At 61.5% G+C, this 19,946-nt stretch carries 22 protein-coding genes; 12 read left to right on the forward strand and 10 right to left on the reverse strand.

Features of this window, described 5'->3' with window-relative positions; genetic code table 11:
• The first annotated feature begins 137 nt into the window (after window positions 1–137).
• Together K9B32_RS02980 and K9B32_RS02985 are read left to right on the forward strand one after the other, a co-directional pair.
• Entirely contained in the window at window positions 138–1,070 is a 933-nt protein-coding gene (locus K9B32_RS02980; RefSeq protein WP_224560401.1) for a methyltransferase, read from the forward strand.
• A gap of 209 nt (window positions 1,071–1,279) precedes the next feature.
• Window positions 1,280–1,915, forward strand: coding sequence for a YitT family protein (locus tag K9B32_RS02985; protein ID WP_224560402.1), 636 nt, complete (start codon window positions 1,280–1,282; stop codon window positions 1,913–1,915).
• A 45-nt stretch (window positions 1,916–1,960) separates the two neighbouring features.
• Here K9B32_RS02985 and K9B32_RS02990 read toward each other — a convergent pair whose 3' ends face one another.
• Both K9B32_RS02990 and K9B32_RS02995 read right to left on the reverse strand, forming a co-directional pair.
• Window positions 1,961–2,422, reverse strand: a complete 462-nt coding sequence (locus tag K9B32_RS02990) for a carboxymuconolactone decarboxylase family protein (RefSeq protein WP_224560403.1) — start codon at window positions 2,420–2,422, stop codon at window positions 1,961–1,963.
• Window positions 2,423–2,449: 27 nt separating this feature from the next.
• Window positions 2,450–2,950, reverse strand: a complete 501-nt coding sequence (locus K9B32_RS02995; protein ID WP_224560404.1) for an RrF2 family transcriptional regulator — start codon at window positions 2,948–2,950, stop codon at window positions 2,450–2,452.
• A 175-nt stretch (window positions 2,951–3,125) separates the two neighbouring features.
• On the opposite strand from K9B32_RS02995, the gene K9B32_RS03000 reads away from it, so the two are divergent.
• The 4 genes from K9B32_RS03000 (at window position 3,126) to pdeM (ending at window position 8,734) form a co-directional block, all read left to right on the forward strand.
• Window positions 3,126–3,881: an ABC transporter substrate-binding protein gene (locus tag K9B32_RS03000; protein WP_224560405.1), complete on the forward strand. Its 756-nt coding sequence runs from the start codon at window positions 3,126–3,128 to the stop codon at window positions 3,879–3,881.
• 63 nt (window positions 3,882–3,944) lie between these two features.
• A complete protein-coding gene (locus K9B32_RS03005) occupies window positions 3,945–5,198 on the forward strand; it encodes an NAD(P)/FAD-dependent oxidoreductase (RefSeq protein ID WP_224560406.1) in 1,254 nt (417 codons plus the stop codon).
• 158 nt (window positions 5,199–5,356) lie between these two features.
• Entirely contained in the window at window positions 5,357–7,879 is a 2,523-nt protein-coding gene (locus K9B32_RS03010) for a ligase-associated DNA damage response DEXH box helicase (protein WP_224560407.1), read from the forward strand.
• Window positions 7,880–8,005: 126 nt separating this feature from the next.
• Window positions 8,006–8,734 carry a ligase-associated DNA damage response endonuclease PdeM gene (gene pdeM, locus K9B32_RS03015; RefSeq protein ID WP_224560408.1) on the forward strand — a complete coding sequence of 243 codons (729 nt, stop codon included), beginning with the start codon at window positions 8,006–8,008 and terminating at the stop codon, window positions 8,732–8,734.
• A gap of 33 nt (window positions 8,735–8,767) precedes the next feature.
• Here pdeM and K9B32_RS03020 read toward each other — a convergent pair whose 3' ends face one another.
• Window positions 8,768–9,001, reverse strand: coding sequence for a hypothetical protein (locus K9B32_RS03020; RefSeq protein WP_224560409.1), 234 nt, complete (start codon window positions 8,999–9,001; stop codon window positions 8,768–8,770).
• Between the two features lie 152 nt (window positions 9,002–9,153).
• Window positions 9,154–9,735, reverse strand: a complete 582-nt coding sequence (locus K9B32_RS03025; protein WP_224560410.1) for a transglycosylase SLT domain-containing protein — start codon at window positions 9,733–9,735, stop codon at window positions 9,154–9,156.
• 216 nt (window positions 9,736–9,951) lie between these two features.
• On the opposite strand from K9B32_RS03025, the gene K9B32_RS03030 reads away from it, so the two are divergent.
• On the forward strand, window positions 9,952–11,022 hold the full coding sequence (locus K9B32_RS03030) for a cyclic nucleotide-gated ion channel (RefSeq protein ID WP_224560411.1): 1,071 nt from the start codon (window positions 9,952–9,954) through the stop codon (window positions 11,020–11,022).
• A gap of 42 nt (window positions 11,023–11,064) precedes the next feature.
• On the opposite strand, the gene K9B32_RS03035 is transcribed toward K9B32_RS03030, so the two are convergent.
• Window positions 11,065–11,622, reverse strand: a complete 558-nt coding sequence (locus K9B32_RS03035; RefSeq protein WP_224560412.1) for a dihydrofolate reductase family protein — start codon at window positions 11,620–11,622, stop codon at window positions 11,065–11,067.
• Window positions 11,623–11,715: 93 nt separating this feature from the next.
• On the opposite strand from K9B32_RS03035, the gene K9B32_RS03040 reads away from it, so the two are divergent.
• Window positions 11,716–12,222: a winged helix-turn-helix transcriptional regulator gene (locus K9B32_RS03040; protein WP_224560413.1), complete on the forward strand. Its 507-nt coding sequence runs from the start codon at window positions 11,716–11,718 to the stop codon at window positions 12,220–12,222.
• Here the strand turns inward: K9B32_RS03040 and K9B32_RS03045 are convergent, their stop codons facing one another.
• Entirely contained in the window at window positions 12,223–13,029 is an 807-nt protein-coding gene (locus K9B32_RS03045) for a TIGR02186 family protein (RefSeq protein ID WP_224560414.1), read from the reverse strand.
• Window positions 13,029–13,949, reverse strand: a complete 921-nt coding sequence (locus tag K9B32_RS03050; RefSeq protein ID WP_224560415.1) for a sulfite exporter TauE/SafE family protein — start codon at window positions 13,947–13,949, stop codon at window positions 13,029–13,031. Before K9B32_RS03050 ends, K9B32_RS03045 begins: the two co-directional genes overlap by 1 nt.
• Window positions 13,950–14,209: 260 nt before the next feature.
• Between K9B32_RS03050 and K9B32_RS03055 the strand changes: the two genes are divergently transcribed.
• On the forward strand, window positions 14,210–14,821 hold the full coding sequence (locus K9B32_RS03055; RefSeq protein ID WP_224560416.1) for a DUF922 domain-containing Zn-dependent protease: 612 nt from the start codon (window positions 14,210–14,212) through the stop codon (window positions 14,819–14,821).
• 48 nt (window positions 14,822–14,869) lie between these two features.
• On the opposite strand, the gene K9B32_RS03060 is transcribed toward K9B32_RS03055, so the two are convergent.
• Window positions 14,870–15,502, reverse strand: a complete 633-nt coding sequence (locus K9B32_RS03060; protein WP_224560417.1) for a TerC family protein — start codon at window positions 15,500–15,502, stop codon at window positions 14,870–14,872.
• A 300-nt stretch (window positions 15,503–15,802) separates the two neighbouring features.
• On the opposite strand from K9B32_RS03060, the gene abc-f reads away from it, so the two are divergent.
• Complete coding sequence (gene abc-f / locus K9B32_RS03065) at window positions 15,803–17,425, forward strand: ribosomal protection-like ABC-F family protein (protein ID WP_224560418.1); 1,623 nt, start codon at window positions 15,803–15,805, stop codon at window positions 17,423–17,425.
• A gap of 87 nt (window positions 17,426–17,512) precedes the next feature.
• Here the strand turns inward: abc-f and K9B32_RS03070 are convergent, their stop codons facing one another.
• On the reverse strand, window positions 17,513–17,779 hold the full coding sequence (locus K9B32_RS03070) for a hypothetical protein (protein ID WP_224560419.1): 267 nt from the start codon (window positions 17,777–17,779) through the stop codon (window positions 17,513–17,515).
• Window positions 17,780–17,816: 37 nt separating this feature from the next.
• A complete protein-coding gene (locus tag K9B32_RS03075) occupies window positions 17,817–17,987 on the reverse strand; it encodes a hypothetical protein (protein WP_224560420.1) in 171 nt (56 codons plus the stop codon).
• Between the two features lie 318 nt (window positions 17,988–18,305).
• On the opposite strand from K9B32_RS03075, the gene K9B32_RS03080 reads away from it, so the two are divergent.
• Together K9B32_RS03080 and K9B32_RS03085 are read left to right on the forward strand one after the other, a co-directional pair.
• Entirely contained in the window at window positions 18,306–18,779 is a 474-nt protein-coding gene (locus K9B32_RS03080; RefSeq protein ID WP_037083359.1) for a VOC family protein, read from the forward strand.
• Window positions 18,780–18,823: 44 nt separating this feature from the next.
• A complete protein-coding gene (locus K9B32_RS03085; RefSeq protein ID WP_224560421.1) occupies window positions 18,824–19,939 on the forward strand; it encodes a flavin-containing monooxygenase in 1,116 nt (371 codons plus the stop codon).
• Window positions 19,940–19,946 lie beyond the last annotated feature (7 nt).

Genomic DNA, 19,946 nt, shown 5'->3' on the forward strand with positions numbered 1-19,946 from the left:
CCTGTTTATCCCTGAAATACGGGCGCGAATCGTCGCTCGCAAGCCTTTTTCAGATCTGGCGCCTCCGCCTGTGAAATAGGACTTGAGTTTTTTTGTGGCCGCCGCCAAATGCGGACCGATCCCAACAGGTCTTCACCATGCAGCCCAACCAGCTCACTTCAGGCGACGTCATCGCCGATCGCCGCGCCGATTACGCCAAGATGCTCGACGAAAGCGGCGAGCCGGATGCGGCCGCCGAATTGATGGAGCAGGCGCTGGAGCTTGCGCCGCTCTGGGCAGCCGGCTGGTATCGGCTGGCCGGCTACCGTGAGAAGGCGGGCGACAAGGCCGGCGCGATCGAGGCCTACCGGCAGACCTTGGAGGTCAATCCGGACGATATCTTCGGCGCCGAGCTCAAACTTGCGCTGCTCGGCGACGTCGAGACACCGGATCAGCCGCCGAGCAGCTATGTCGAGCGGCTGTTCGACGATTATGCGGATCGCTTCGAGACCTCGTTGCTGGAAAAGCTGGATTACAGCGTTCCGGCCAAGCTTGCGGCGCTCGTGGTCTCGACCGGCAGGAACTATATGTTGGCCGTCGACCTCGGCTGCGGCACCGGTCTGCTCGGACCGGAAATCCGCGATCGCGTCGCGCGCCTCGAGGGCTTCGACCTGTCGCAGAACATGCTTGCCAAGGCCGCCGAAAAGCGCGTCTACGATCACCTGGCACAGGCCGATCTGTCGTTGGCGCCGGAGGCGACAGGCCTTTTTGCACAGGCCGCGATGCATCGTGCCGACCTCGTCACTGCGGCGGATGTGCTGATGTACCTCGGCAATCTCGAGAGCGTGTTCAAGGCTGTTTCAGCGCTTGTTAGACCGGGCGCCGATTTCGCTTTTTCGGTCGAGGATGCCGCCGAGAGAGATGGCTTCCATCTCGCGCCGTCGCTGCGCTACGCCCATTCCGAAAGCTACGTTCGCGCCCTCTGCGCCCGCTATGGTCTTGATGTCAGCGCCGTCAGCAAGACGGCCATTCGCAAAGATGGCGCAAACGATATTTCAGGCATTCTATTCCTTACGCGCAAGGCGGCATAGCGGAACGATTCTTGCGAAGTGATAATAGGTCAGCATTGCTTACGTATTTCACTTGATTGCAGGGCAAAATCGCCTGATAATCCTGCGCAATTCGCCGCAGCACGGGGCGCTCGCAAGAGCCCGAAAACGCCCGGCATCATTCATTATCACTCTTGTCCCGCTCTGATCTCTCCAAGCGCGCTGGACTCGTTTGCCGTTTGGGGATCACGATGGCACGACTTTTCAATGCGCTCGGCTTCTGGAACACCAGCGCCACCCGCCATACCCCCATCGAAGATATTCAAGGCATTTTCTCCGGCAGCCTCATTGCGGCGCTCGGGCTCTATATGCTGGCCAGCGCGGGTCTGCTGACCGGCAGCACGGCCGGCATCGCGTTCCTGCTCCACTATGCCTTCGGGGTAAACTTCGGCCTCGCCTTCTTCCTGCTCAACCTGCCGTTCTTCTATCTGTCCTGGACACGCCTCGGTATGGCCTTCACGGTAAAGACCTTCATTGCCATCGGCCTGACATCCCTCATGACCAGCCTGCAGCCGAAGGTGATGGCCATTTCCGCCATCCACCCTGCCTGGGCAGCCCTTCTCGGTGGTCTTTTGCTGGGGTTCGGCCTTCTGGCGCTCTATCGCCACCGCGCCAGCCTCGGTGGCGTCGGCATTCTCGGCATCTACATTCAGGAGCGCTTCGGCATCCGCGCCGGCCTCGTACAGATGGCGATAGACCTCTGCGTGCTGGCCGCTGCTTTCTTCGTCACCACCCCGCCCGTGGTCTTCTATTCGGTTCTCGGCGCGGTGGTGCTGAACCTTTTCGTGGCGATCAACCACCGCGCCGATCGCTATATCGCGCTCTAAACACGCTCCCTCTCCCCGTCGGACGGGAAGAGGGAACCGCGATTGTCATGCAGCCTGCGCTGGCTTGTCGATCGGGTGCTGCGAGCGGAAGCCGACGGCTAGCCGGTTCCAGACATTGATCGTGCCGATTGCGACCGTGATCTTGGTGATCTCTTCTTCGGTGAAGTGGGCCTTCAGGGCTTCGAAGTCGGCGTCCGGTGCACCGGTTTCGGCGATGCGAGTAACGGCGTCGACCCAGCCGAGGAGGGCGCGTTCCTTGGCGTCATAGACCGGCGATTCCCGCCACACGCACATCAGGTTGATCCACTGTTCGCTCAGCCCGTCGTGCCGGGATTCCTTCACATGCATGTCGACGCAGTAGGCGCAGCCGTTGATCTGCGAGGCGCGCAGCTTGATCAGATGGATGAAGCGGCGCTCGAGGCCGGATGTCTGAACATACTGCTCGAGGGCGGCAACGGCCTTGTAAGCGTCCGGCGAAGCCTTTGCGAAATTGAAACGTGCTTGCATGGTCATTCTCCTTTTGGGTTGGGCGGTTCAGCGAGCCGCTCTGCGTTCATTCATTTCAAGGAAGGCGCAGCCGCGGGCGGCAATGCCGCCGTCGTCATCAGCGCCGAGCTGCGCCAGGATGTCGGCGATGCTGGTCTTGGCGAGTTCGGCGCGGTAGACGCGCTCGGCCCTCAGCATCGCCGCGCTGATCTGGCATGGCTTCGTGAAGTAGCGCCCCGGCAACTGGTTCGGTCCGCGCTGGCGGATCTCGCTGCAACGGAACGCCGGCTCCGGCCCTTCGACCGCGAGGACGATATCGAGGAGGCTGATCTCTTCCGTCGGCTTCGCCAGCCTGTATCCGCCTTTCGGCCCGGGAACCGTGCTCACGATGCCGGCACCGGAAAGCGCCTGCAGGTGCTTCAGAAGATAGCTCGTCGAGACGCCATGGAATTCCGCCAGCGCGGCGGCTGAAAGCACGCCGCCTTCTGACAGACCGGCCAGCATCGCGACGCTGTGTATCGCCTGCTCGACGCCATCACCCAGTTTCATCGCACCATCTCCTCAATTCGTGGATAAAAAATATCCATGATTATGAGTTATGTCAAGCAGGCATATGCGAGGGATCGAATAGAAAGAGCGTTGTACCCGTCTGGGGTTGTGAAGCGGCAAGGATTCGCTAAAGTCGAAGTTGTTGGGCAAAAACAATTCCAATAAGGGAACAGCAATGAGAAAGACGATTTTCCTGACGGTCGCTGCCTTGCTTGCAGCGACGCACCTCGCATCTGCCGAGGATACGATCCGCATCGCAACGGAGGGCGCCTATCCTCCCTTCAACTACGTCGAATCCGACGGCAGCCTGAAGGGTCTCGACGTCGACATGGCCAATGCGCTCTGCGAGGAGATGAAGGCCAAGTGCACGATCGTCGCGCAGGATTGGGACGGCATCATCCCCGGGCTTCTGGCCAAGAAGTATGATGCCATCATCGCGTCGATGAGCATCACTGATGAGCGCAAGAAGCAGATCGACTTCACGAACAAGTACTACACGACGCCGCTGGCAGTCGCCGTGCCGAAGGACAGCGCGCTGAAGGGCGTCAGCGTCGAGGACATGAAGGGCAAGGTCGTCGGTGCGCAGGGGTCGACCACGCAGGCAGACTACGCCAACGACGTCTACGCCAAGGGCGGCGCCGAGGCGAAGATGTACCCGACGCAGGATGAAGCCGTGGCCGACCTGCAGAACGGCCGCATGGATGCGCTGATCTCCGACAAGTTCGTGGTGGTCGACTGGCTGAACAAGGCCGGCAAGGATTGCTGCAAGCTGCTCGGCGACGTGCCGGGCACGGAAACACAGGCCGGTATCGGCATCCGCCAGGGCGAGACCGAGCTGAAGGAGCGCTTCAACAAGGCTATTGACGCGCTCGTTGCCAGCGGCAAGTACAAGGAAATCACCAAAAAGTACTTCCCCTTCGATATCTACTGATCGCTTGCCGATCCAATCGCGCGGAGGCCGCAAGCCTCCGCGCCCTTTGACCAAGTCCATCCGATGAAAACAGATATCCTTGTTCTCGGTGCCGGCATTGTCGGCGTCAGTGCGGCCATTCATTTGCAGGATCGCGGCCGCTCCGTCGTGCTTGCCGATCGCGGCGAGCCGGGCGGCGGCACCAGCTACGGCAATGCCGGGCTGATCGAGCGCTCCTCCGTCGTTCCCTATGCCTTCCCGCGGCAGCTCGGCGCGATTGCCAAGTATGCGCTGAACGGCTCATCGGACGTCCGTTACGATCCCGCCTACCTGCCGCGCATAGCCGCATGGCTGGCGCGCTACTGGTGGCATTCCTCGCCGACCAATCTGGAGAAGGCGACACGGGCGCTTCTGCCGTTGATCGAAGCCAGCGTTTGCGAGCACGACAAGCTGATTGGCCGCGCCGGCGCTTCAGATCTCATCCGCGAACGCGGCTGGGTGTCGTTCTTCAAGAGTCCGCGCCGCTTCGAGGCTGCTCGTGCGGAGGCCGAAAGCCTCTCCGCACATGGTCTGACGATCCGCATTCTTGATGGAAGCGAGTTTCTGGCGCTGGAGCCTGCCTTCGCCGCGAACAGCAGTCGCATCGCCGGCGGCGTGCACTGGCTTGATCCGAAGACGGTGACCGACCCGCAAGCGCTGACGGCGGCCTATGCGAACCTCTTTACGACGGCCGGCGGCAAGATGGTCCGCGCGGATGCCTCCGCACTGCGGGAAGAGAAGAATGGCTGGTCGATCACCACGGCCGAAGGCGAGATCATCGAAGCTGGCGAGGTTGTCGTCGCCCTCGGCCCGCAATCCGGCCTGATCTTCCGCAAGCTCGGCTATCCCTTGCCGCTGGCGGTCAAGCGCGGCTATCACCGCCACTATGCACAGCGCGAAGGCCAACCGCTCGGCCACTCCGTCGTCGACGAGGAGGCCGGCTACGTGCTGGCGCCGATGGCGCGCGGCATCCGGCTGACGACAGGCATCGAATTCGCTGCACCCGATGCGCCGCCAAATACCATCCAGCTACGCCGCGACGAGGCTCATGCTCGCGCGCTGTTCCCGCTCGGCGAGCCGGTAGAGGCGACGCCTTGGCTCGGCCTGCGTCCCTGCCTGCCCGACATGCGGCCGGTGATCGGCCCAGCGCCACGCCATCGCGGCCTTTGGTTCAATTTCGGCCACGCCCATCACGGCTTGACGCTCGGCCCCGCCAGCGGCCGACTGCTGGCAGAGCAGATGGCAGGCAACGACACCTTTGCCGATCCCAAGCCCTTCCATCCGCATCGCTTCCTCTAGATCAGGATGATCTTAGGCTGATCTGGCCTAAGATCTGAATCCTGATTTACTTCAAAGAGATAGAGCGGGTATTTCGGCCGCAAACCGCTTACACTTTTCGACATCCTGCTCTAGATCCGCCATTCTATTTCGGCGATCGGTGCACTACCTTTAGCGCCGTGGACCAGATCGATTCCGAAGCCCGCGTTGCCCTGCCTCCGCCTTTCACCCGCTGGTTCGCGGACAAGGGATGGTGCCCGCGTGCCCATCAGCTGGAATTGCTGGCCCGCGCCGAGGCCGGGGAAAGCACGCTACTGATCGCGCCGACCGGTGCTGGCAAGACGCTTGCCGGCTTCCTCCCCTCGCTGACCGACCTGACCCGCCGGGGCAGGATCCCGCCCGGCTCCGCCTTCACCGGCATTCACACGCTCTACATCTCTCCGCTCAAGGCGCTTGCCGTCGATATCGAGCGGAACCTGATGAAGCCGGTAGAGGAGATGGGGCTGCCGGTGACGGTCGAGAACCGCACCGGCGACACACCTGTTGCCAAGCGCCAGCGCCAGAAACTGAACCCGCCCGATATTCTGCTGACGACGCCGGAGCAGGTGGCCTTGCTGCTTGCCAATCGCGAGGCGGAGCGCTTCTTCAAGGACCTGAAATACGTCATCCTCGACGAGCTGCACTCGCTCGTCACGTCCAAGCGCGGCCACATGCTCTCGCTTGGCCTTGCGCGCCTGCGCCGGCTTGCGCCCGCTCTGCAGACGATCGGCCTTTCGGCCACGGTCTCCGAGCCGATGGATCTGCAGAAATGGCTGGTCGCGCAGCGGGAAGGCGAGCACCATCACGCCGGATTGGTGATCGTCGAAGGCGGCGCCAAGCCCGACATTTCAATTCTTTCCACCGAAGAGCACATCCCCTGGTCGGGCCATTCGGCGAAATACGCGATCCCCGATGTCTACCGGCAGCTTCTCGAACACCGCACGACGCTGCTCTTCGTCAACACCCGGTCGCAGGCCGAAATGCTGTTTCAGGAGCTCTGGACGGTGAACGAGGAGAACCTGCCGATCGCGCTGCATCACGGTTCCCTCGATGTCGCCCAGCGGCGAAGGGTGGAAGCGGCGATGGCGGCCAACCGGCTGCGCGCCGTCGTCGCCACCTCCACGCTCGACCTCGGCATCGACTGGGGCGATGTCGATCTCGTCGTCCATGTCGGCGCGCCGAAGGGCGCCTCGCGGCTTGCCCAGCGCATCGGCCGTGCCAACCACCGCATGGACGAGCCCTCGAAGGCGATCCTCGTTCCCGCCAATCGCTTCGAGGTGATGGAGTGCCAGGCCGCGCTCGACGCGAACTATATCGGCGCGCAGGACACGCCGCCGGTCGGCAAGGGCGCGCTTGACGCACTCGCGCAGCATGTGCTCGGCATGGCCTGCGCCGAGCCGTTCGACATGCTGGAACTCTACGATGAGATCAAGAGCGCTTCGCCATACGCCGATCTTTCCTGGGAGACCTTCGAGCGCGTGGTCGATTTCGTCGCGACTGGCGGCTATGCGCTGCGCACCTATGAGCGCTATGCCCGCATCCGCAAGACGAAGGAAGGCCGCTGGCGTGTTTCCAATCCGCAGGTCGCCCAGCAATACCGGCTGAACCTCGGCACGATCGTCGAAAGCCCGATGCTCAATCTGCGAATGGTGAAGCGTGGCGAAGGCGGTAGGCTCGGCCGCGGCGGCGCGACGCTGGGCAAGGTCGAGGAATACTTCCTCGAGCAGCTCTCGCCCGGCGACACCTTCATCTTCGCCGGCAAGGTGCTCCGCTTCGAGGGCATCCGCGAGAACGAGGCGCTCGCCTCGCAGGCCTTCTCGATGGATCCGAAGATCCCGTCCTATGCCGGCGGCAAGTTTCCGCTTTCCACCTATCTGGCGGACCAGGTGCGTTCGATGATCGCCGACCCGGACCGTTGGCGCCGCCTGCCGGACCAGGTGCGCGACTGGCTGGCGATCCAGCAGGAAAAGTCGATGCTGCCGAAGCGCGACGAGTTGCTGATCGAGACGTTCCCGCGCGGCCGCCGATGCTACATGGTCATCTACCCCTTCGAGGGGCGGCTGGCGCACCAGACGCTCGGCATGCTGCTGACGCGGCGGCTCGAGCGGGCCGGCGCCAAGCCTCTCGGCTTCGTCGCAACCGACTATTCGCTCGGCATATGGGGCTTCGAGGATATGGGGGTGATGATCCGCAACGGCCGGCTCAGCCTCGCCGACCTCTTTGACGAAGACATGCTGGGCGACGATCTTGAGAGCTGGCTCGCCGAATCTTTCCTCTTGAAGCGCACCTTCCGCAATTGCGCCGTGATTGCAGGCTTGATCGAGCGCCGTCACCCGGGAAAGGAAAAGACCGGACGGCAGGTGACGGTCTCGGCCGATCTGATCTACGATGTGCTGAGAACCCACGAGCCGGATCACATTCTGCTGCAGGCGACGCGGCATGATGCGGCGAGCGGCCTTTTGGATATTTCTCGGCTTGGCGATATGCTGAGGCGAATCAAGGGCCACATCACGCATCGTGCGCTCGACCATATCTCGCCGCTGGCGGTGCCCGTCATGCTGGAGATCGGCAAGGAACCGGTGCATGGCGAGGCGCACGACGCGGTTCTGGCGGAAGCCGCCGACGACCTGATCGCTGAGGCACTGGGATCATCCTCCGCTTGAGGAGAGCATGAGCTGCTTGTGTTTGGATCCTCGGGTCGAGCCCGAGGATCCAAACACAAGCAATCAACATAAGGACGAGCGGGCGACGCCGAGAAGCGCCGCCCACACACTGGAAAGATTCGAGACGTGATGAACCGCCTGGCGCTCGCGTGTGAACTGAACGGACTGGCGGCGCTACCGGGCGTCGAGACATCCGTGCATGGCGTTGCTGCCGTTTGTGATCCGCTCGGCGCGCTCTATATGCCCGATGCCGGCATCCTCGTCGTTTCCGACCTGCACCTCGAGAAGGGCGCGGCCTTTGCCCGTCGCGGGATGCTGCTTCCGCCCTATGACACGCTGGCGACACTGACGGTTCTCTCTGCCGTCATCAGCCGCTACGATCCGAAGCTGGTTGTGTCGCTCGGCGACAATTTCCACGACCGCGTCGGCTCGGCGCATCTGCCCGAGGCATTCCGCAGCCTGATATCGGAAATGGCGCGCGGCCGCGAATGGATTTGGATCAACGGCAACCATGATCCCGACGGCACCGTCGATTTGCCGGGCACGTCCGCCGATGAAATGCACTACGGCGGCCTCACCTTCCGCCACGAGCCGAAAAGCGGGCTTCAGAACGGCGAGATCGCCGGACACCTGCATCCCGCCGCGACCGTCCGCCGCCGCGAGAAATCGGTCCGCCGCCCGTGTTTCGCCACCGACGGTGCCCGCTTGCTAATGCCCGCCTTCGGCATCATGACCGGCGGCCTCGACCTTCGCCACAAGGCGATGAAAGGGCTGTTCGATCAGACCTCGCTGATTGCCCACCTTCTCGGCCGCGACCGGATCTACTCCGTCAGGTTTGGCAACCTCGTGGGGTGAGCCCCTAGGGGGCACGCTCCAACCATCGTCGCTTTAGTCACCGAAATAGTAGAGGGGCTGGCGCGTCAGTTCGCCGTGGCCGACATGGCCATAGACATCTTTTCCCAGGATCCAGAACGAAATAGCCTGGGTTTTCATGCAGAAAATATAGTCGCCGGAGATCCAGTGCTCTGCCTTGTTGCCGGAGAGCGGATAAAGATGGTCGCCAACCTCATACATGACGGCCCGATGCGAACTGTAATCGTACAAGTAGCGCTCCGCCGCCATTTAGTCTCCCGATTCTATTTCGGAAAGAATCCCATGGCGGCGAATGTATTGTCAAACAATACTACCGCTGTATGTCAATGACCCCAATTTTGTTTCGATCCTTGGCGTTGTATATCGTTTTTTACTAGGTTTCTTCGTTTCCTGCGAAGCGATCAATTGCACTCCTGCAATTGCCGCTGATATGTGGCCGCCATGTTGGCAAAGCGTTGCGCCGTCTTCTGCAGTTGCGCATTCGAGCGCCAGTCGCCGCGCATGTAGCCTTTCGGGCCGGAATAATAGGCGAGGTACAGACCGTAGGCATCGTTCTGGGGGATACCGGTTGCCTGGCTGTTTTGCGAGTGATACCAGCCGATGAAGTCAATCGCGTCGGCGAAGTTGGTGCGGCGGGCAGCCCAGCTTCCTGTGGCCGATTGATAGTGGTCCCATGTACCGTCAAGTGCTTGCGAATAGCCGTAGGCCGTCGATGGCCGTGTCCATGGAATGAAGCCGAACAGCTTGGTGCGCGGCGGTCGCGCATAGGGCTGGAAGCCGGATTCGGTATACATCGTCGCCATCAGGATCGGAACCGGAACACCATATTTACGCTCCGTCTTTTCTGCTGCGCGCTGCCAGCTCGTGAACATCCCGTCGCGCTGCTCGAAGACGGCGCAGATGTTTCGGGTCTGTCGGGGAGCCGTGGCGCAGCCGGCTACAAGTGCCAGCAGCACGAGGGCGGGGAGGGCACGGATACGCATTACAGGGAACCTCTCGTTACCGAGAGATTACTAACTCGTAAATATTAACGAGGGGTTTTTAGTCGAATGTGAGTTGCGTGCCGCAATGCGATTCACCGGCCCGGCAGTGCTCAGGGAGCGCGTGCCGTGTCTTTTCCGCGGGGAGAGCGCTCCCCGTTGCGCTTGGCCGCAGGGCATTTATTCTAAGAGTGCCAGCGGCGGTTCGTGGGGTATTGAATGTCGGCACTGCCTTTCTCGAAGATCTCTTCGTCGTTCAATGCGCTGCTGACTGCGATTGGACTTCTCGCGGTGGCCGTGCTCACGACGCCCGATCTCGCTGAAGAGAGCAGGCTCGGGGTCGAAGCCGTGCTCGCTGCAATCTGGGTCGTCTATGTCCTGCAACTGAGCGGCACGCTTCTTGCGCGGCGTCGCAGTCGCGTATCGGGTGGGAACGCCGCCCTCGTGATCGACCTGCTTGCTGTCTTCGTCCCCATGGCGGCCTTCCTATTGGTCGCCTCGCGCGATCGAAGCCTGTATTGCGCCATCTGGCTTCTCAAGCCGCTGCGGGATTCAACCTTCTTCAGGCTGATGGCAAAGGTGGTTGCAAACGAATCCCGCAATCTGCTTGGCGTGACGTCGGTCTTCGGCATCGTTCTCTTCGGCGCGGCGCTGGCCGGATATGTCATAGAGCGCGATGTCCAGCCGGATAAGTTCGGCAGCATTCCGCAGGCGATGTGGTGGGCGGTCGTGACGCTGTCGACGACCGGCTATGGCGACGAGATCCCGCAAAGCCTGGCAGGCCGGATACTGGCTGGATTGGTGATGATGAGCGGCATCGGTATTTTTGCGCTTTGGGCCGGCATCCTCGCCACTGGTTTCTACGAAGAGGTCCGTCGCCGGGACTTCGTTCGCAACTGGCAGCTGGTCGCGGCGGTACCCCTGTTTAAGAAGCTTGGTTCGGCAGCGCTGATCGAAATCGTGCGGGCGCTGCGGCCGCGTATCGTGCCCGCGGGTGTAGTGATCTGCCGCAAGGGCGATGTTGGCGATCAGATGTTCTTCATCGTCGAGGGGCGGGTAAGCGTGGCGACACCCGACCATCCGGTGGAACTTGGTGCCGGAAGCTTTTTCGGCGAGATGGCATTGATCAGTGGCGAACCGCGCTCAGCGACGGTCAGCGCGGCAACCGAAGTGTCGCTGCTGTCGCTCTATGCCGTGGACTTTCAGATGCTGTCGAGCAGCAGTCCGGAGATTGCCGAGGCCATCCGCAAGACGGCACTCGAGCGACGAGGCGAGCTGCCGAAGGAATGATCAAGCCTGGTATGGCTGTGGAATTGCCGCAGCCATCGACGGTCACGCCATGACCGGTTCATAGCGCAGGATCACCGCGCCCCTCTTGGTCGTCGAGCTATCGAGCAGTTTCAGTGGAAGCTGCTGGCTGGCCGGCTTGAAATGCGGATTGCCGCCGCCGAGGATAACGGGGACGAGGCAGATGCGGATCTCATCCACCAGTCCCTCCTTCAGGAGCGAATCCGCGAGCTCCGCACTGCCGAAGATGAAGATTGTCTTACCCGCTTCGCTCTTCAGCTTCTTCAGTTCTGCGACAGGGTCGCTGACGACGCGCGTGTTGTTCCAGTCGGCCGCCGTCATCGTCCTCGATACGGCAATCTTGGCGATACCGTTCATGTATGCTTTGATTTTCTCCTCGCTCTCGGCTGTCGGCCAATAGGCGGCCATACCCTCATATGTCTTGCGGCCGAAGACGAGCAGGTCGCCTTCCTCGCCAAACTGCTCGGCATAGCGCTCCAGCTCCGGACCCCAGGCAAGATTGTGGAAGTCGATATCCCACGGTTTCGTGCCTTCGAAATAGCCATCAAGCGTCATCAGATTCCAAACGATAAGCTTTCTCATCTCTCGTCCTCCTCGAAACTGGTTGCGATTAACAATCGGTTGAAAGCTAGATTGACTGATGGCAAAATGCAAGCAGTTTTTTGGGAGAACCTTATGAACGATGCTCACCGCTCCGGCTGCCCGATCAATCTGACGCTGGAGGTGCTCGGCGATCGCTGGAGCCTGATCGTCATCCGCGACCTTATGTTCGGCAATCGGCGCCACTTCCGCGAGCTGCTGCAGAATTCGGAGGAGGGGATTGCCTCGAACATTCTGGCCGACCGCCTGCGCCGCTTGGTCGACAGGGGACTGCTGACGCGTGCGGACGATCCGACGCACAAGCAGAAGGCAATCTACAGTCTGACTGAAATGGCGATCCAGCTGGTGCCGATCTTCGCCCATATGGGGGCCTGGGGCCGCAGATATCTTCCGGTTTCAGAGGAGCTCTCCATTCGCGCCGAGCTTCTGGAGACCGGAGGTGAAAAGCTCTGGGAGGAATTCATGGACGAGTTGCGCGCCAAACATCTCGGCAAGAAGTTGCCTCCGGAAACGCCGTCCGTACTCGCACGCCTGACCCAAGCCTATCTCGATCTCGTCGCCGGAAAGGCGAAATCGGCCTGATCAATCCTTGCGGAACACCACGCTGGCACCCCAGCCTGTGATGAGCGCGAGGAAGACGGAGAGCAAGCCATAGGCGATCGGCTGCGCATGCGCCGCATCCGTAATCATCTGCTCGATCCCTGTTTTGATAACGCGCAGCGGAACCGACTTCTCGGTGAGGAAGCTGCCACTCTTGAAGAGATAGGCGCGCACGGTATGCACGCCGTTCGGAATATTTGCCGGCAACCGCAGGCTTGCCTTGAAAAGACTGGAGCTGACGAAACGCACGCCGCTCGGATCGCGATCGTAGAGGCCGCCGCTTTCCTGCAGCCGGCGAAAGGCTTGCCGGAATTCGCCGAGATTGCTGGCATTGCCGACGAAGCCGACCGGCGTCAGCGGAATGTGATCGATGCCGATCCCCCTGTCCGTGAGGTCAAGCGGCGTGGTGATGTCGTCAAGCATGCGCGAGCTCGACATCGAATAGGAGTGCGGCACCGCTTCGAAGGTCATCGACCGCGTATTGACCCAGATGCCGAACACCCGCTCTTTCCGGCGCACGGTCGCGTCTTCGCGCGGGCCTTCAAGAACGACGACCACATCATACTGGCCGATCGCCAAAAGCAGGCTGTCGGTGTTGGTCACGGCTCCAAAGATCGTCAGGTCTGCACCGCGAAAATCCGAAGTGATGGCGATTTCGCTGGTGGACGTGCCGATCTCAAGCCCTTCGGCGGTCGCCTGCGTGGCTTGGCCCGGGAGCAGCATTTGCGCGGTCGCGATAGCCGGCAGCATCGTGGCGCAAAATAGCAAAGCGGCGAGGAAGCGGTGCATTAATTCGCTCCCATGACCACGGAGTAGACATCCGCTGGCGTTACGACCAGCGCAACGGCAAGGCGAAGGCCGACGGCGAGCACGAGAAGCCCGAGCAGCGCACGCAGCTGCTCGCCACGCAGCTTCTGTCCAACGCGCACGCCATACTGGGCGCCGATCACGCCGGCAATCATCAGGATAAAGGCGAGCACGATATCGACCGAGAAGTTGGTGGCGGCCTGCACGACCGTCGTATAGGCGGTCACGAAAATGATCTGGAACAGCGACGTACCGACGACCACATTGGTCGGGATGCGCAGGAGATAGATCATTGCCGGCACCATGATGAAGCCGCCGCCGACGCCCATGACCGACGTCAGGATGCCGATGCCGAAGCCGAGCGTGACGACAGGGATCACGCTCAGAAAGATCTTCGATTTCTTGAACCGCATCTTGAGGGGCAGCTTGTGCACCCAATGGTGATGGCCGGGGCGTCGCGGCGTTGGTGGCACGTTCTTTGCCGCGCGACGCATGGCACTGACGCTCTCGAGCAGCATGAGCCCGCCGACCGTGCCGAGGAAGATGACGTAGAGCAGCGAGATGATGAGATCGAGTTGGCCGATCTGTCTGAGCAGCGAAAAGATCCAGATGCCGACGGTCGCGCCCGAAAGACCGCCAACGAGTAGCACGGTTCCAAGCTTCACATCGAGCGTTCCACGCCGGAAGTGTGTGATGGCGCCCGAGATGGAGGAGGCGACGACCTGGTTGGCGCCGGTGGCGACGGCTACGACCGGCGGAATGTTATAGAAGATCAGGAGCGGCGTGATCAGGAAGCCGCCGCCGACACCGAACATTCCGGAGAGAAAGCCGACGGCCGCCCCCATACCGAGAATGATGAAGATGTTCACCGACAATTCTGCGATAGGCAGATAGATTGTCACAGCAGACCCCGATCTATGAACTGCCTCCACAGGCAGGCGTTCTTACATCCCGTTCGAATGGCGCATCATACGGTGAAATCGTTGCCAGAGGATTTCGATACGCGACGTGCAATCCGCCCGATAGCGCGATCACTCTCGAATATTCAGGCTTTTTTTGGGTTTTATGGCAGACCCTTAGAGGGCGAGCCTCACAGGTCCATCGTTATGCTCGAACCGTCGCGGTTGAATGCGACGCACCCGCCGACTAGGGTCGACACGACATGATCTGGGGGATTCGCGTGAGGGCAGTATTGGTTCGTTGCTTGTTGGCTGCTTGGGTCCTGCAGCCGATTGCGGCAAAGGCGGAATGGCAGCCGGTTGAACAGGTGCAGACCTATGCGGTGACCGGCAGCTCCGGCGCAGCGCTCTACGATTCGATCGGCGAGCACGCTCCCGAGCTTGGCGGCAGTCGCGCGGTGGCGCATACGACGTTCAAGCTGACCTGGACGAGAAAATACGAGCGCCGTGGCGATGCCTGCGTCCTGGCTGTGGCGCGGCCGAAGCTGATCATCACCTATACGCTGCCGAAGCCCATCACAAAACTTCCTATGGCCACTCAGGCAAGCTGGGCCACCTTCGTTGCCGGCATTGAAACGCATGAGCGGGTGCATGGGGACTACATCAAGGAAATGGTGAGGGATATCGAGGCGATGAGCGTCGGTCTGTCCGCCGACGATGACCCCGACTGCCGCAAGATCCGGGTCGAGCTGACGAAGCGGCTCGGTGAACTCTCCGCGCTGCAGCGACAGCGCGGCCGCGACTTCGACAAGGCCGAGATGAGCGAGGGCGGCAATATCCGCCGCCTCATCTTGCAACTCGTGAACGGCCCCTGAGTTGGGCCGTTGCATACCGGGTGGCCCTGCATGCCCGTCATGGATGGCTTAGCCCAAAGCGGCGCGGGCGACCGGGGCGAGATGCGGCCAGACCTCGAGGGAGCCGCGATAGATCATGCTCAGCGCCACGTAGACGATGATGGCCAGACCGAGGTACGCGATCCAGTGATAGCGGTTGAGCAGGCGCGCGATGAAGTTCGCCGCGATGCCCATCATGGCGATCGACAGGATCAGGCCGATCACAAGGACCGTCGGATGCTCGCGGGCCGCCCCGGCGACGGCGAGGACGTTGTCGAGCGACATAGACACGTCGGCGATCACGATCTGGCTGGCCGCCTGATAGAAGGTCTTCCTTGGCGCCGCGCCGCCTTCGGCTCCTTCCGCGTCGCTGCCGCTGCCGTTGCGCAGGTCGCGCCACATCTTCCAGCAGACCCAGAGCAGGAGAATACCACCGGCAAGCAGCAGGCCGATGATCTCGAGAAGCTGGACGGTGACGCTGGCAAGTGCGATACGCAGTACAGTGGCGGCAAGAATACCGACGAGGATCGCCTTCTTGCGCTGGTCAGTCGGTAGCCCCGCCGCGGCGAGGCCGATGACAACGGCGTTGTCGCCGGCAAGCACGAGGTCGATGAGGATGACCTGCAGAAGCGCCAGCAAGCCGGCAGAAGTGAAAATTTCCATGATGTGACAATCCCTGACATACGAAACGCCTGCCGGCGCGCCGCTAACGCATAAAGGATCGTGGATCTGCTTATCAAGAGGCTGAGGGACATTGTGGAAAAGTTCTCAGGGCCCGTTGATGTTCTGCCCCATCGATTGAGCACCCTTCATGCATCGTTGTCAGGGCGCTTTCCGGATGCATCGAACTCTTTGTATGGCCCGGGATTGGCCATGACGTTCTGAACGTGCTAGCGAGAGCCGCAAAAGGCCCCAGCACGCATGAAGGAGGGGCACAGCAACGCTTTCGGACTCCACGCAGACATGATTCGTATCGAGAATATCAGCAAGCAGAACAGCCACCGGATCCTCTTTATCGAGGCCTCCGCAGCCCTCAACAAAGGCGAGAAGATCGGTCTCGTCGGCCCGAACGGTGCCGGCAAGACGACGCTCTTTCGTATGATCACCGGGCAGGAACAGCCTGACGAAGGCCAGGTCTCCGCCGAAAAGGGCGTGACGATCGGCTATTTCAATCAGGATGTCGGCGAGATGGCCGGCCGCAGCGCAGTGGCCGAGGTCATGGAAGGCGCCGGGCCCGTCAGTGTCGTCGCGGCTGAACTACGCGCGCTTGAAGCGGAAATGATCGATCCCGACAAGCTCGACGAGATGGACCGGATCATCGAGCGCTACGGCGAAGTCCAGGCGCGCTACGAGGAGCTGGACGGCTATGCTCTCGAGGGCCGTGCGCGCGAAGTGCTGGCCGGTCTCAGCTTCACCCAGGAGATGATGGACGGCGACGTCGGCGCACTGTCGGGCGGCTGGAAAATGCGCGTGGCGCTCGCCCGCATTCTCCTCATGCGCCCTGACGTCATGCTTCTCGACGAACCGAGCAACCACCTGGATCTCGAGAGCCTGATCTGGCTGGAAGAATTCCTGAAAACCTACGACGGTGCGCTTTTGATGACCTCGCACGATCGCGAGTTCATGAACCGCATCGTCGGCAAGATCATCGAGATCGACGCCGGCTCGTTGAACAGCTACTCCGGCGACTACGGGTTTTATGAGCAGCAGCGGGCGCAGAACGAGAAGCAGCAGCAGGCGCAGTTCGAGCGCCAGCAGGCAATGCTGGCCAAGGAAATCAAGTTCATCGAGCGTTTCAAGGCGCGCGCCTCGCATGCATCGCAGGTGCAGAGCCGCGTCAAGAAGCTGGAGAAGATCGACCGTGTGGAGCCGCCGAAGCGCCGCCAGACCGTCGCCTTTGACTTCCTGCCGGCACCACGGTCCGGCGAAGACGTGATCAACTTGAAGAACGTCCACAAGAAGTACGGCAGCCGCACCATCTATGAAGGCCTGGACTTCATGGTCCGCCGCAAGGAGCGTTGGTGTATCATGGGCATCAACGGCGCCGGCAAGTCGACTCTTTTGAAGCTGGTGGCGGGTTCCACCGAACCGGATCAGGGCAGTGTCGCCCTCGGCGCCAGCGTCAAGATGGGCTACTTCGCCCAGCACGCCATGGATCTGCTCGACGGAGATCGAACGGTGCTGGAATGGCTGGAGGATTCTTTCCCCCAGGCTGGGCAGGCGCCGCTGAGAGCGCTCGCGGGATGCTTCGGTTTCTCCGGTGACGACGTCGAGAAAAAGTGCAGGGTCTTGTCTGGTGGCGAGAAAGCCCGGCTTGTGATGGCCAAGATGCTCTTCGATCCGCCGAACCTGCTGGTGCTGGACGAGCCGACGAACCATCTGGATCTCGACACCAAGGAAATGCTGATCAAGGCGCTGTCGCAATACGAGGGCACCATGCTGTTCGTCTCGCACGACCGGCATTTCCTCGCAGCCCTTTCCAACCGCGTGCTGGAACTGACGCCCGACGGTATCCACCAATACGGCGGCGGCTACACCGAATACGTTGCCCGCACCGGCCAGGAAGCGCCCGGCCTGCGCAGCTGACGACGCCACGACGAATGCCGGTGGCCGTCCCTGCTAGCGCCTCGTCCCGGGGGCGCTCAGGTTCGCCGGAGCGGACACCGTTCAACGTCAGCATTTCGGTGCGGCCGGCAGGCCATACCGGCCAAGAAAGGCGCTGAGCCGTGGCCTGAGTTCCGGCTGGGGCCGTGCCGCCTCCGCAAGGCGTCGTTCCAGATCCCTGAACTCCTCCGTGTCGTCGGCCGCCGTCCCCGACATCGTAGCCATCATGCGAAGGATGGCTTGGCGCCGGTCCTCGCCGGCCCGCGTGCAAGGTGGGAAATAGCGGTGATAGGCGCCTCGGGCTGCATCTGCGCCGCCGTCTGTCTGCCGCGGCATGCCCGGGCGCGACGGCAGGCGGGATGTGGCAATCCTTCTAGAAACCGCATTCGCCGGCCGCAAGCCGGGTGATCACGCAGCCGCCCGGCCACGCCTTTTCCTCATCGCCGACAAGCCCTCCGTCCCCCCAGTTCATGGCTTCGACAACGGCAAGCACCTCGACCACCGGCAGGGCAGGAAGTCTCTTCAGGAACAGGCTGCTTGCCATGCGTTTCCTCTACCGCCGGCTTGCCGCCATGTTTTCAGATCCCGATCCGGAGAGCCCACGCAAATGCAAAACCTCACCTCGGGTTAAACCCGAGGAATAATGTAGCGCGTATTGATTGAACCTCCCGGACTTGAATGTCCAACCTGCTCGCGCCAACGACGCTTAACGGTGATGCGCGGCTTTAACGTTCTTGCGAATAGGTCTTTTCTATGCTCGGCAGTTGGCTCCGCGTGAAATGGCTTACATGGGGTGGAGAAAGACGGTTTGCTCCTTATTTCAGGGAGGAGATGGGAAGTAGAGAGCAAAAGGACCCGCGTAATGGCAAAGAACACGATCTGCCTGTGGTACGACAAAGACGCTGAGGCTGCTGCCCGCTTCTACGCTGAAACCTTTCCCGACAGCGCCGTGGGTGCCGTCATTCGTGCACCTGGGGACTATCCGGACGGTAAGCAAGGAGACGTGTTGGTTGTTGAATTCACTGTCGCGGGTATTCCTTGTATCGGCTTGAACGGCGGTTCCACGTTCAAACACAACGAAGCCTTCTCATTTCAGATCGCAACTGACGATCAGGAAGAAACCGACCGCTATTGGAACGCTATTGTCAGCAATGGCGGCCAGGAGAGTGAATGTGGCTGGTGCAAAGACCGATGGGGTGTGTCCTGGCAGATCACGCCGCGGGTGCTGATGGAAGCGCTTGCGGCAGGCGGGGAGCAAGCAAAGCGCGCTTTCGATGCGATGATGACCATGAGGAAGATCGACGTCGCGGCGATTGAGGCGGCCCGGCGCGGCTAATCCGCTGTGTAGTTACGTAGACTTCTGGTTGCTTCGAGACCTCTATGACGGATGCAGAGACGATCATCATCGGCGCCGGACCGGCAGGATTGGCTTGCGCCGTGGCGCTGCACGCGCGTGGACGCTCGTTTGTCGTGCTTGAGAAAGGCGATACGCTCGCCGCCGCCTGGCACCGCCACTACGATCGCCTTCGGCTGCATACCCACAAGATGCACTCGGCCCTGCCGGGAATGCCGATGCCGCGGCGGTTCCCAAAGTATCCGTCGCGGCTGCAGGTTATCGAGTATCTCGAAACCTATAGCTCTTCGAACGACATCGAGGTCAGGTTTGGCGTGCGCGCGACGACGATCCGCAAGGACAAGGCGTGGACCGTGGAGAGTTCCGAGGGGACATTCCAGGCGAGCAACGTCATTGTCGCGACCGGCCTCGCAAACGCGCCGATAAGGCCGACCTGGGAAGGACAGGAGCTGTTTGCCGGCAAGCTTCTCCACTCCTCGGAGTTCAAGAATGCCGCGGCGCTTGCGGCTGAGCGCGTCCTCGTCGTCGGCTTCGGCAATTCGGCCGGCGAGATCGCCCTTGAATGCGCCGAGGCCGGCCTTGATGTCGGGATGTCCGTGCGCGGCCCGACCAATGTCGTGCCGCTTGAACTGTTCGGATTGACGAGCGCCAGCATCGCGATAGCCCAGCGATTCCTTCCCTATCGCCTGGTCGATGCGGTGAATGCGCCCATCCTCAGCCTGCGGTTCGGAGACCTCGGGAAGTTCGGGCTGGAACGAGCAAAAGACGGCCCGCTGACCGGCATCATCGAAAGGGGCCGTACGCCTCTGATCAATATCGGAACGATCGAGCGGATCAGGTCCGGGGATATCCGGGTGTTCCCCGCAATCTCGACATCCGAGGCTCGGCACGTCCACTTCGCCGACGGCCGATCCGCTATGTTCGACGCGATCATTCTGGCGACCGGCTACCGGCCGGGGCTTGATGCGCTTCTGCCCGATTTCGAAGGGAGATTTGGCGGCGCCGATGGTCCCGCCCGCGGCGAGCTTCAACCGGCAAATGACGGCCTCTACTTTTGCGGCTTCACCGCCGTGTCGACCGGCCTTCTCCGGGAAATCGGAATCGAGGCGGAGAAGATAGCGGCATCGATTGACGGCAGATGAAACGCTT

It is taken from the genome of Rhizobium sp. 3T7 (genome assembly GCF_020166565.1).
Classification (GTDB): Bacteria; Pseudomonadota; Alphaproteobacteria; order Rhizobiales; family Rhizobiaceae; genus Rhizobium.